This is a genomic window from Planococcus sp. CP5-4_YE (assembly GCF_019042655.1).
Lineage (GTDB): Bacteria > Bacillota > Bacilli > Bacillales_A > Planococcaceae > Planococcus.
Window position 1 is genome coordinate 99,927 of record NZ_JAHPZO010000004.1, and the last position, 12,871, is coordinate 112,797.

The 12,871-nt window shown below is 48.2% G+C and carries 11 protein-coding genes and 1 other annotated feature; of the genes, 7 read left to right on the plus strand and 4 right to left on the minus strand.

Annotated elements, in window-relative coordinates:
* Nucleotides 1–99 precede the first annotated feature (99 nt).
* Entirely contained in the window at nucleotides 100–816 is a 717-nt protein-coding gene (locus KTG14_RS07080; protein WP_216970266.1) for a YebC/PmpR family DNA-binding transcriptional regulator, read from the minus strand.
* A gap of 197 nt (nucleotides 817–1,013) precedes the next feature.
* On the minus strand, nucleotides 1,014–2,111 hold the full coding sequence (locus tag KTG14_RS07085; RefSeq protein WP_302054930.1) for a nitric oxide synthase oxygenase: 1,098 nt from the start codon (nucleotides 2,109–2,111) through the stop codon (nucleotides 1,014–1,016).
* A gap of 322 nt (nucleotides 2,112–2,433) precedes the next feature.
* On the opposite strand from KTG14_RS07085, the gene KTG14_RS07090 reads away from it, so the two are divergent.
* Entirely contained in the window at nucleotides 2,434–3,234 is an 801-nt protein-coding gene (locus KTG14_RS07090; protein ID WP_216970267.1) for an HAD family hydrolase, read from the plus strand.
* A gap of 53 nt (nucleotides 3,235–3,287) precedes the next feature.
* On the opposite strand, the gene serA is transcribed toward KTG14_RS07090, so the two are convergent.
* Together serA and KTG14_RS07100 are read right to left on the minus strand one after the other, a co-directional pair.
* Nucleotides 3,288–4,874: a phosphoglycerate dehydrogenase gene (gene serA / locus KTG14_RS07095; RefSeq protein WP_216970268.1), complete on the minus strand. Its 1,587-nt coding sequence runs from the start codon at nucleotides 4,872–4,874 to the stop codon at nucleotides 3,288–3,290.
* Complete coding sequence (locus KTG14_RS07100) at nucleotides 4,874–6,031, minus strand: pyridoxal-phosphate-dependent aminotransferase family protein (protein WP_216970269.1); 1,158 nt, start codon at nucleotides 6,029–6,031, stop codon at nucleotides 4,874–4,876. Before KTG14_RS07100 ends, serA begins: the two co-directional genes overlap by 1 nt.
* 78 nt (nucleotides 6,032–6,109) lie before the next feature.
* Nucleotides 6,110–6,334, minus strand: a binding site (T-box leader).
* 338 nt (nucleotides 6,335–6,672) lie between these two features.
* Between KTG14_RS07100 and KTG14_RS07105 the strand changes: the two genes are divergently transcribed.
* From KTG14_RS07105 to KTG14_RS07130, 6 genes are all read left to right on the plus strand, one after another.
* Nucleotides 6,673–7,611, plus strand: a complete 939-nt coding sequence (locus tag KTG14_RS07105; protein WP_216970270.1) for a glycosyltransferase family 2 protein — start codon at nucleotides 6,673–6,675, stop codon at nucleotides 7,609–7,611.
* Entirely contained in the window at nucleotides 7,601–7,996 is a 396-nt protein-coding gene (locus KTG14_RS07110; RefSeq protein WP_216970271.1) for a GtrA family protein, read from the plus strand. The genes KTG14_RS07105 and KTG14_RS07110 overlap by 11 nt, the downstream gene beginning before the upstream one ends.
* A gap of 19 nt (nucleotides 7,997–8,015) precedes the next feature.
* Nucleotides 8,016–10,631: a YfhO family protein gene (locus KTG14_RS07115; protein ID WP_216970272.1), complete on the plus strand. Its 2,616-nt coding sequence runs from the start codon at nucleotides 8,016–8,018 to the stop codon at nucleotides 10,629–10,631.
* A 70-nt stretch (nucleotides 10,632–10,701) separates the two neighbouring features.
* On the plus strand, nucleotides 10,702–11,367 hold the full coding sequence (locus tag KTG14_RS07120; RefSeq protein WP_216970273.1) for a superoxide dismutase family protein: 666 nt from the start codon (nucleotides 10,702–10,704) through the stop codon (nucleotides 11,365–11,367).
* A 143-nt stretch (nucleotides 11,368–11,510) separates the two neighbouring features.
* Nucleotides 11,511–12,386 carry an SDR family oxidoreductase gene (locus KTG14_RS07125; protein ID WP_216970274.1) on the plus strand — a complete coding sequence of 292 codons (876 nt, stop codon included), beginning with the start codon at nucleotides 11,511–11,513 and terminating at the stop codon, nucleotides 12,384–12,386.
* Nucleotides 12,387–12,471: 85 nt separating this feature from the next.
* Nucleotides 12,472–12,864 carry a YndM family protein gene (locus tag KTG14_RS07130; protein ID WP_216970275.1) on the plus strand — a complete coding sequence of 131 codons (393 nt, stop codon included), beginning with the start codon at nucleotides 12,472–12,474 and terminating at the stop codon, nucleotides 12,862–12,864.
* Nucleotides 12,865–12,871 lie beyond the last annotated feature (7 nt).

The window sequence follows — 12,871 nt, forward strand, 5'->3', positions numbered from 1 at the left end:
CAAGTTTACTTTTAAATTATTTTAAATATTCTTTTTATTAACTATCGCAAAAAAACTTCTGTCCGTTTTGGACAGAAGTTGGCTTGTTCATAAAATTTCTTATGCCAAGTCTACGTTGTGATAGACTTGCTGGACGTCTTCGAGGTCTTCAATGGCATCGACCATCTTCTCGAATTGCGCCTGGTCTTCTTCTGACAGCGGCAATTCGTTCTGCGGAAGCATCGTCAATTCAGCGACCGTGAAATCCGTTACGCCGTCCGATTTGAATGCTTCTTGCACCAAGTGAAACTGATCGGGTTCTGCATAGACGATGACGATGCCTTCTTCTTCTAGGATGTCACGCACATCAATATCCGCTTCCATCAATAGCTCCAGCGTATCGTCAGCCGATTTGCCTTCTACGCCGATGACCGCCGTATGGTCAAACATATACGCAACCGATCCGCTGACGCCCATATTGCCGCCGTTTTTACCGAATGCTGCGCGCACGTCGGATGCGGTGCGGTTAACGTTGTTGGTCAAAGTATCGACGATAACCATCGACCCGTTCGGCCCGAATCCTTCGTAACGAAGCTCGTCGTAGTTCTCTTCCGATCCGCCTTTTGCTTTTTCGACGGCACGGTCGATGATGGCTCTTGGCACGTTATAAGTCTTCGCACGCTCCAGCACGACCTTCAATGCTTGGTTCGATTCCGGGTCTGGTTCGCCTTGCTTGGCGGCTACATATATTTCACGGCCAAATTTAGCATAGATTCGGCTTGTGTTGGCATCTTTGGAAGCTTTTTTCTCTTTAATGTTATTCCATTTGCGTCCCATTGTTATTCCTTCTTTCTCAAATTTCTTACGATGAAGAACATCATTTCACTCTATTATAATACAATACCTTCCGCTCTATCGACCTTCAGCCTCAAAAAACCGTCTTCCACCCGCTTATTTTCCTTGCCCTCATTTAAAATCGCCTTGGCTATCTCACTGCGGATAGCTCCAGCGGGACAGTCAAGGCGATTGGTTTTTCATTTTCCATAAGGAGCTTGCTGGTAAAAATAATTCGGTTTAACGATATCGTTTTTATACGGCTTGTGGAAAATATGCGTCGTTGCCGGCGACACCGGTGGGATAAGCCATGCCCAATTACCGGTGACTTGACGACCTTCCCGTTCTTCGATTTTCTCGAAACTCTTGAACTGCTTGGCGGCCGTATGGTGGTCCACTATGGTCACGCCCGCATTCGCAAATGATTCAAGCACTGCCACGTTCAATTCGACGAGCGCTTTATCTTTCCACAGCGTCCGCTGTGAACTCGTATCGATCCCCATAATGTTTGCCATTTGGGGCAACAAGTCATAGCGGCCTTCATCCGCTAGATTGCGTGCACCGATTTCAGTTCCCATATACCAGCCATTGAATGGCGCCATGGCGTATTCAATACCCCCGATTTCGAGTTTCATATCGGAGATGAGCGGCACCGCATACCATTTCACCCCGAGCTCCGCCAACTCTGGCCAATCCGGGTGACTAATTGAGACTTCAGGCTTGGCATCGGCTGGGAGCTCGAACCATTTAGGCTCTTTTCCGGTTTCACCAATCACTACTGGCAACAGGTCGAACTCACTTCCTGCCCCTTGCCATCCCAGTGCCTCGCATTGTTTGGTAAATGCAAGAGACGAAGAATCGCCGATAATCCGGCCGTCCCGCTCATACCCTGCATAGCGTAATAGTTGATGGTTCCAGATACGCATCCCGCTTTTGTCTGACTGCTTGAAAATCGTAATGGCCGGGCGAATTTGCCCTCCGTTGAATGCAAAGCGCAAATGGCGGACGATGGCCGAAAATACTTGTTCTTCCGTTTCCGCTTCACGTTCATCAAAGATTTCCAAAGTCTGCCAAAATAAACGCCCGATGCAACGGTTGTTATTGCGCCACGCCATGCGCGCCCCATGCTGCAATTCTTCCGTCGTATGTAAATAGCTGCCCGAAGACTCGATTTCCTGTTCAATCTCCACTACACGGCGGCGGATTTCCTGTTCGTTTTTTCCCAGTTCCACATAACATGTTTCGATGAAATGAGCGGCCTCTTCAAATAGAAGAGTGCTTTCTTTTAGCATTTCCATACATTTCACTCCTTTCCGTACATCGTACCACCAGAAGTTGCTGCCGGTCGGCAGATTTGTGACAACTCTTTGATTTTCAGCCGTGCTTTAGTACACTATATAAAGTGAATTAAACATTTCGACAATTAAAAGAGAGCGATAAATTCGTTCCAGGCGGACGCTTTTGGGCCCATAGGATGTGGGTGGTCATGAAGCTGGTAGGGCATAGACTCCTGTCGCTTCGTCGCAGTACTTTGTCGCTGCTTCTGCAGGAGTCGCCTTTCACTCTTTTATATGATCCATCTAATTGATACATAATACAAAAGCAAGGGAGCGGCGCGATATGGTGAAAGCGATTTTCTTTGATTTGGACGATACCTTATTATGGGATCAGCAAAGCGTAAAAGAAGCTTTCCGCGAAACCTGCGAGTGGGCAGCGAAACAGACAAGCGCTGATTGCAGCGGCTTGGAACAGGCAGTGCGGGAAGAAGCGCGCAAACTGTATGCGGGTTATCCGATATATGCCTTTACGCAAATGATCGGCATCAACCCGTTTGAAGGGCTGTGGGGGCGCTTCGATGATTCGGGGGACGATTTCCAACAGCTTAAAGAAGTCGCTCCTGGCTACCAGAAGCAGGCCTGGACGCTCGGGCTGAAACACCTCGGCATCGACAATCCTGTCTTAGGCCAACAACTCGCCGAGTATTTCCCGGAAGCCAGAAAACGCAACCCCATTCTCTACGAAGACACCCTGGAAGTGCTCGATCAATTGACAGGACGTTTCGATTTATTACTGTTGACCAATGGCTCGCCAAGCCTTCAGCAGATTAAACTCGACATCACGCCAGAAATCGCGCCGTATTTCGACCATATCGTTATCTCCGGCGCATTCGGGCGCGGCAAGCCTGACGCCTCTATTTTTGAACATGCTTTGTCGAAGTTCGGCTATCGCCCGGAAGAGGTATTGATGGTCGGCGACAATCCGTTAACTGATATTCTCGGCGCTGAGCGTGCCGGCATTCCATCCGTCTGGTTGAACCGCGAAAATAAAACGCCTCATGAAACGGTAGTTGCAACTCACGAAATTAGAGACCTGCGAGAGCTATTGCCTTTACTCGAGCAGTTGGAAACTGTATCTAAATAAGAAAAGCGCCCACACCGATTGGTCTCTAGACGATCGGTGCGGGCGCTTTATGTTTATAGGTCGATTGCTGTGACACTTTCGATTTCTTCGAGTTTCTTCAATTCTTCCAAGTCTTCCGGATCGGCGTGCTTATCGATGGAGAGCATCATGATTGCATCTCCCCCAATGTTTGAACGCCCAACTTGCATTGTCGCGATATTGATATCTTCTGCCCCAAGCAATGTGCCGACACGCCCGATGACTCCCGGGCGGTCGTTGTGGCGGATGAACAACAGGTGGCCGTTCGGCAGGAAGTCGACGATGTAATCGTCCACTTTGACGATGCGTGCGCCTTGTCCGTTCAATAGCGTGCCGGATGCTTTCCGCGTGCCGCTCTGCGTTTTCACTTCAACGGTGATGAGGTTGGTGAAGCCGCGGGATTCGGTCGATTTGTGTTCATTGACATGGATGCCTTTTTGATTGGCGATATACATCGCATTGACATCGTTGACATGCTTGCCGAGATGGCGCTTGAGCATCCCTTTGAGCATATTGCGCGTCAAGGGGCCGACTTCCAGGTTGGCAAGTTCTCCTGAATAATAGACGTTCACTTCATCTGCCGTTTCCCCGGTCAAGTCGGTAAGGAACGTGCCGATGCGTTCTGCCAAATCGAAATACGGCTCGATGCGTTTCATGATTTCTTTCGGCACGGATGGCAAGTTAACAGAGTTGCGGACGGTGCCATATTTGACAAAGCTGACGACGTCTTGGCTGACATCGACCGCAACGCTTTCCTGCGCTTCAAATGTGCTCGCCCCGAGGTGAGGCGTCGCGATGATTTCCGGCAATTCCAGCAAGCGGAAGTCGACCATCGGCTCCTGTTCGAATACATCGAGTGCGGCACCTGCCACTTTTCCGGATTTCACTGCATCATACAAGGCACTTTCGTCGATGATGCCGCCGCGTGCGCAGTTGATGATCTGTACGCCGTCTTTCATGATTTTGAAAGCTTCTGCATCAATCAAATGCTTCGTTTCTTTCAACAACGGCGTATGGACCGTAATAAAATCAGCCACTTTCAAGACATCTGCCACTGAGCCGAAATCGACGCCAAGCTTTTCCGCTTTTTCAGCGGTCAAAAACGGATCGTAGGCAATGATGTTCATCCGCTGGCCCTTAGCCCGCGCCGCCACTTCCTGGCCAATGCGGCCGAACCCGACGACACCGAGTGTTTTGTTTTTCAATTCGACGCCGACATAGGATTTGCGGTCCCATTTGCCGAGCTTTAAGGAGTTATAGGCTTGTGGAATTTTGCGCGCCATCCCCATGAGCATCGCCATCGTATGCTCAGCCGCAGAGTTGGTATTGCCGTCCGGTGCGTTGACGACGATTACGCCGTGCTCGGTCGCTGCTTCAAGGTCGATATTATCGACACCTACACCGGCGCGGCCGATGATTTTTAAATTGGAAGCTTTTTCGATAAGCTCACGCGTCACTTGTGTCTGGCTCCGGACGAGCAACGCGTCGAACCCGTCAATCCGTTCAGCAAGTTCAGTTTCAGATAAATTGGTCTCCATAACAATATTGATGCCGTCTGCATGGCGCAGTGGATATACGCCTTCTTCTGATAGTGGGTCACTGATCAATACGTGAAATGTCATTACTTATCCTTCCCTTCCAAAAAAACTTGCTGTGCGGCTGCGATGCCTGCGCCAAGCGTGATGTCTTGCCCAATCTTTTTCAAAACGATTTCCGATGCTGCGAGTGCCTGCAGCACTTCTGCCGGAGAGCAGTAGCCCATATGCCCAATACGGAAGATGCTTTTCGCGAGGTGTTGCTGTCCTCCCGCGAACTCAATGGCAAAGTCTTCTTTTAGCACTTTACGGAATTGTTCTGCGTCAAAATGTTCCGGATAGACGGCAGTAACGGTCGGCGATGCATCCTCGTCGCTCGTAAGCAAACGAACGCCCAAAGCCTTAAAGGCGGCGCGTGTCATGTCGCGCATCAAACGGTGCCGTCGATAAACATTTTCCAGCCCTTCTTCTTCCAGCAAGTTCAATACTTGCTGCAGGCCGTATAGAATGGAAATGGCCGGTGTGAACGGCGTCGTGTCTTTTTCGATGCTGTCGCGGTGCTTTTTCAAATCCAAATAAAAACGCGGTTGCGGATTCGCTTCAATTTTCTCCCATGCCCGTTTGCTTGCTGCGATGAACGCGAGCCCTGCCGGCAACATGAACGCTTTTTGGGAGCCTGTGACGACGACATCGACGCCCCATTTGTCCATTTCCGTTTCTGTCCCCGCTACGCATGACACACCATCGACGACAATCAAGGCATCCGATACTTGTTTCACTGTTTCGGCCAATGCTTGGACAGGGTTCAAGACGCCCGTTGAAGTTTCACAGAACGTAGAGAAAATGACGCGGATTTCCGGATGTTCACCGAGGAAATTTTTGACGGCTTCCGGATCCACTGCTTGGCCCCATTCCACATTGAAAACATGTGTCGCGATTCCGTAGGCCTGGCAGATTTTAGCGAAACGGTCTCCAAATGCTCCAGTGACGAGAACCAACACTTCGTCGCCGGGCGCCACCGTATTGACCACTGCGCTCTCGAGCGCGGAAGTTCCGCTGCCCGTCAAAATCATCACTTCTTCTTTGGTGCCAAATACTTTTTTCAATTTCGGGCGGATATCTCTGATCAAAGAATACGTACTTTCCCCGCGGTGGCCGATCATCGGCTGTGCCATGGCACGCCCTACGCTCGGTGGAATCGGTGTCGGTCCTGGAATTCGCAAAATTTGTTGATCTGTCAGCATGATCATGTCCCCTTTCGATTGGAAAAAATTATTCTGGAAATTTGGATACAAAAAGACTCTTCTCCCCACATCCAAGATGCAAGGGGCGAAGAGTCTCTAATCGCGGTACCACCCTAATTCACTGCCCCTTGTGCAGGCAGCCTCATTAATATCATGCGTAACGCGCATGAAGCGGATGGGCTTACTGCAGTTTCAGCACATCTATTCGGGAGTGCTGCCGCATGCTGGAACCACTGATTCACACCACCCATCAGCTCTCTTTGGATTCCTCTACACACGGCCTATCTCCGTCGCAATAGTTAGTCGATATAATTGAATTGAGTTCATCATATATACGAAAAAAGCTATTGTCAATATATAAAAAATATTTAGATTTCTTTGCAAGCGTTTCCAATGTTGCTAGCTCTGCAAGCATTGTGTTTTTTTAAAAAAATACTATTCGCGCTTCACTGTTCAGAGAATTCCGCATTTCAAGGTAATTCAATTGTAATGGCCTTGACATGTCAGCAAAGCGTATTTTGCGTATAATGAATAGAGCTTCCCTTTTCCTTCTTAGCATTTCCCAGGAATAATGTCCTGAAAAATGGGTAAATGGATTTTCAGGGAAGATTTTGAATGCCCATTGAAAGGAGAACACCATTATGAAGCTGATCTCTATTATTGTGCCAGCTTTTAACGAAGAAGCGAACATCGCTTCAATGTACAAGACTTTGGTGCAAGAACTTGAGCCGCTTCCTTACCTGTATGAAATCATGTTTATCAATGACGGCAGCAGTGACGGAACTTTAGATGAGATACTCAAACTCGCCAATGAACACGAAACCGTAAAATATATTTCGCTGTCCCGCAATTTCGGGAAAGAATCCGCGATGTTCGCAGGGATGAGACGAATCAAAGGAGACGCTGCCATCCTGATGGACAGTGATATGCAGCATCCCTCCACACTCATCTGCGAAATGATTAGGGGGTATGAAGACGGCTTCCATCAAGTCGTTGCCAAACGGTCTCGCAAAGGAGATTCGAAACTGCGCAGCGTATTTTCTTCCCTATACTACAAAATGGTTAATTCCGTAACCGATGTCAGCTTCGAAGACGGCGAAGGTGATTTCCGGCTCCTGAGCCGGAAAGCTATCAATTCCATCCTGTCGCTCAGTGAAAGCAATCGTTTTTCTAAAGGCATCTACTCGTGGATCGGCCTCAGCAAGAAAATCATCAACTACGAAAACGTCGCGCGCGCAGAAGGCGATTCCAAATGGTCCTTCGCAAGTCTCGTCAATTACGGCATCGACGGGATCATTTCATTCAATATGAAACCGTTGCGCATCTGTTTTTACACAGGATTTCTCGTTTTGTTCCTATCCTTGCTTTATATCACTTTTACGTTCTACCAAATCATGGCTCGGGGCGTCATCGCACCTGGTTATTTCACGACCATCACGGCGATCCTGCTGCTTGGCGGCATTCAATTGATCAGCCTTGGCGTCATTGGCGAATATGTCGGGCGCATCTATAACGAGACAAAGCAGCGGCCGCATTTCTTGGTCGAGATGAGCAATGTGGATGAATACGATGAATCTTAAGAGTTTGAATACGGAGTTCACCCGCTTTGTTTTTGTTGGGGTCGTCAACACACTCAGCTATTACTCTATCTACCTGTTTTTGCATAACGTACTCGACTGGGCCTATATGCTGTCCCATATCATCGGATTTTTGATCAGCTTGAATATCTCGTTTTTCTTGAACACTTACGTAACGTATCGTGTAAAACCGACTTTGAAGAAATATTTGTATTTCCCGCTGACACAAGTCGTCAACATGTCGGTTTCCACGTTCCTGATCTTCATATTTGTGGAATTTCTCCACATCAACAGCAACATCGCGCCGTTTGCCGCAGTGATTTTCACCATTCCCGCAACCTTTGTTGTTTCTGGAAAAATCCTTAAAGCGCCGGTGCAATCCAAATAATCATAAAGACGGTGGCATTATGCGTTCTTTTCGGCCCTATCTTCTACTGACAGTTGCATTCCTAGCCATGGCCATCATCGGCCATGGCGTCTTTCTGTTTCAATGGACTCAAAACCAGTTCATGGCCGGGCCCAACGATGGCCTTGCCCAAATGATGCCGTTCAAGCAATTGCTTTATGAGCAATACACCCACGGCGAGTTTTTCTATTCCTTCGATTTTGGGCTCGGTGCTGGCATATTCAGCGAGCTGTCGTATTATTTTTCTACGTCTTTCGTCTATATCGCAACACTCGTGATCGTTTATCTTTTCGATATCGTTGGGTTGATCGGGGACCCCGATGTTCTGTTTTGGGCCAATGCTTCTGTATTCATCAGCATCGCCAGGCTGACGATTGTACTGATCGTCACTTACACCTTGTTCCGCTATATGCGCATTACACGCCTATCGGCATTTGTTGGTGCAAGCATCTACGGAATTTCTGGCATGTACTTCCGCCACGCGGCTTTCTGGGAGTTTTTTGCGGACGCATTCATCTGGCTGCCCCTGTTGATTTTCGGTGCCGAAAAAATCTTCCGCGAACAAAAACCCAGTTGGTTTATGTTTGCGATCGCTATTTCGATGATCGACAATTTCTATTTCGCTTACATTAATTTCCTGCTGGTAGGCATCTATATTTTATTCCGTCTGTTCATTCCGCTTGAAAAGACAGAAACAAAATGGAAAAAGTCGATTGTATTGTTCTTGACTGCCGGATTGATCGGTGCCGGCATTTCCATGGTGTCGTTCATCCCTTCTGTCTATGCGTTCCTGAACAACCATCGTCCGGCGTTCCAACAGGATATTCTCTGGTTCGAAGAGACGGAAAACATCCTGTTCATGAGCCGCTATATCTTGCTGCCGGCCATGTTCATGCTGTTTTTGTTCATCCCATCGTTGTACAAATTGCAGCGTTTCCGGCTATTTGCATTGATTGGTATCGTCACAATCATGCTCTATCACAGTCCCATGGTTGGCAGTATTTTTAATGGCTTCTCTGCCCCGCAACATCGCTGGGAATATTTTATTTCTCTTGCTGCTGCCGGGGCTATTGCCAGCGGCTTGGATCGTTTCCATAAGCTGCACTTGAAGGAAGTTGTCCCAGCTGCAATTTTGACTGCCCTCTTTTATGGATGGTTCTCTTGGCGAGATGAAGCGCTTGAATTCACTACGCTTTATCCCCGCCTGGCAGTAGCGGGCCTCGTCTTGACCTTGGCAGCCACGTTGGCAGCTCTGGCCATTCGGCAGCAATTACAAAAACCACTACTGGCTGCTGTGCTGCTCGCTTTGGTGTTGACAACCGCCAATGTCTACCAAAGCGAAAAACTGCTCGATAACGCGGATGTCGCGGATGTCGATGAAGCCTTAATTACTGGGGAAAACTATGACAACGAGGAAGTACACGCTTTGATCGACGAAATTCAAGAACGCGAAACGAGCGAGATGTACCGCATCGACTGGATGGAAGGCGTGCGCAATAATACGCCGATTGTCCAGGATTTCCAGGGTCTTAGCGCCTATTCCAGCCTCTTGAACAAAAACTTGCTGTATTTTTACTTATACGATTTGGAGATCGATATGCAACGGGAAAGCGTCAGCCGCTATGCGACACTTGGCAACCGCAGCAACCTCCACAGTCTTTTGCAAGGCAATTATGCGATACGGACAAAGGACGACCCGAATGTACCGTTCGGCTTCCGCAAGTTTGCCGCTACTGAAAATTTTATCGCCTATCAAAACCGCTATCCGCTGCCGTTCGCAAGGCCGGCATTCCAGGTGTATCAGGAATCCCAGCTAACGGACGAGCCGCCTTTGTTGCGCGAACACGCCATGCTCAGCGGCATCGTCTTGGATGAAACAGCTGAAACCGAACCCCTTCCCGACCGCTTCCCGGGAGAAGCGGATTATGAAATCGAAGAAATGGGTGCGAGCTATGAAGACGGCGTGCTCGATATTTCCCAGGAAACCGGCGGAATTGATTTATTGCTCAACGAAGTCCCTGAAGAAGGCGATTTGTATATCTCCTTCCATTTGGAAAATATGGCCACAGACCAGGGCTTCCCTCTCGAAATCAATGAATACCGGACGACCCGCAAATCCAATCAATCGATTTATAAGACTTTCGTCGATGACTTGACGATTCGGGTAGAAGCTGCGCAAAAAATCCAGATCCGCATGCCTGAAGGAACCTACAAGCTTACGGATATTGAAATAGTGAAAGAACCCTATACCCTGTTAAGAGAGCAAAATGCGTTGGCTGACCGCACGAGCAACCTAGAGATCGACGGCAGCCGGGTTGACGTGGCATACGATAACCAAGAAGGCGCACCTTTCCTTAATTTGTCAATTCCTTATGAACGAGGCTGGCAAGCGGCCATTAATGGTGAACCGGTTGATGTGTTAAAAGCGAATTATGCGTTTTTAGCCGTTCCCCTCAAAGACGGCATGAACGAAATTGAGCTGCGCTATCACCCGCCGTTCTTTCTGTCTTCGCTTTTCATCAGTTTGTTATCGCTCGCCACCGGCTTATTTTGGCTGCGTAAGCGCAAAAGAAATTCCACTCATAAACATGAGCCAAAAGACACCATGACGAATTGATTGGTTTAACTCTTCTTCTACATGTGTAAGGTAAGGTAATAACAATTTTTAGGAGGAAGGAGAAAATGCGATGAAATCATGGTTGATGCTTATGCTTTTAGGCCTTTTACTGCTGCTGGCGGCATGTGGAGATGACACAACAGAACCTTCATCGGAAACGGATGGAGCTGAACCTCCAACGGAAACGGATGGAGCTGAAGCTCAAGAAGAGGAAGTGGAAGAACAGGAAGGTGAACCGCAGGATGGCTCAGGAGGCGAAGCTGAAGGAGCCAGTGAAATTCAATTGCTGACGGTTGAATTCCTGAATGCAGACGGTGATGCTACCGGCACTGCTGAATTGACGGAAGAGGACAACGGCGTTATGGTCACATTGAATGTAGAAGGATTGGAACCTGGCATGCACGGCATTCACTTCCATGAAGAGGGAATGTGCGAAGCGCCTGATTTTGAATCAGCAGGCGGGCATTTCAACCCGACCGGCGCAAGCCATGGACTAGATAACCCAGAAGGCCCCCATGCCGGTGATCTTCAGAACATCGAAGTTGGAGATGATGGCACTTCGACAGATGAACTGACAGCAGAAGAAGTCACTTTGCAAATAGGCGAAGATAACTCGTTGTTGAAAGAAGGCGGAACAGCGCTCATCATCCACGCTTCAGAAGATGATGGCCAAACCGACCCTTCCGGTGATTCCGGGGAACGCATCGCTTGCGGAGTAGTAACAGCTGAAAACTAAACGCTAAACCAGCCAGAGAATCTTCTCCGGCTGGTTTTTTATTGTGCCATTGAAGCTCTGCATCCGATATCGGATTTCTTCGCGTTTAGCCCGAATCGGAACGGGAATAACTATCCTATATTCAGATCGAGGAGGACGCTTACATGTCAAAAGATAAATACGAGAAAATCCATGATCAAATCGACCCGCAAGAACAAGACCATCAACCCGGGGTAGAAAGCGAAATGTCCCCGGAGCCGATATATGATGACGAGAATTATAAAGGTGCAGGCAAGCTCGAAGGAAAAGTTGCGTTGATCACAGGAGGCGACAGCGGGATCGGCCGCGCCGTTGCGATCGCTTACGCAAAAGAAGGCGCAACTATCGCCATCGCCTATTTGGATGAACACAATGACGCGGATAAAACCATCGAAGCCGTGAAGTCTTACGGCGCTGAAGCACAAAAATTTGCAACGGACGTGAGCCAAGTTAAAAACTGCCACCAATTAGTCGTTGATGTCATCGCCGAATTTGGGCAATTGAACATTCTCGTGAACAATGCTGGTAAGCAATTTCCGACAGAGGATTTCCTGGATATCAGCCCACAACAATTGCATGAAACTTTCGAGACGAATATTTACAGTATGTTTTATTTAGCACAAGCTGCATTGCCACATCTAACCAAAGGCGATACCATCATCAATACATCATCCGTGACGGCTTATCGCGGCTCACCGGCACTCATTGATTATTCATCCACAAAAGGCGCCATCATCAGCTTTACGCGTTCATTGGCCGCCAATGTCAGCGAGCAAGGCATCCGTGTCAATTCAGTCGCGCCAGGCCCAATCTGGACGCCGTTGATCCCTGCCACATTCGACGCTGAAAAATCCGGCAAACAAGGCGAAGGCACACCGTTAGAACGCCGCGGACAACCGGCTGAACTTGCTCCGGCATACGTTTATCTTGCATCCACCGATTCTACTTATGTGACAGGGCAGGCAATCCATGTAAACGGCGGAGACTTTATTACTTCGTAAGATTGCCGAAGCTAACATGGAAAAACCCCTGACGTCCCGAAACTATCGCGCCTACTGGAAAACAATCATTTTAGGAGGATATAAAATGAAACACATCGAAGCGATCTTGATGAAATTTGCCATGAGCTTTGCTGTTGTCTTCTTGATTCTTGGATTGATTTACGGAGTTTCTGTGTTCGATATTTTCGTTATTAGTTTGGTGATTACTGCGATTGGATACGCTGGCGATATGATAATATTCCCCCGCACCTCCAATAAGATGGCTACAGGTGGAGATTTGGTGCTCGCATTCTTGATCGTTTGGCTATTGGGAGAGTTTCTAATCGAAAATCCCGATTTCTCTTTACTTGCGGCATCAATTTATACAGCCATTTTGATTGCCATCGGTGAATGGTTTTACCATATTTATTTGAAGAAGCGTCTATGGGAGCAAAAAGAAACCTCTCATACTTTGAAACAGGAGCCAAACCGGAAATAATCATAAC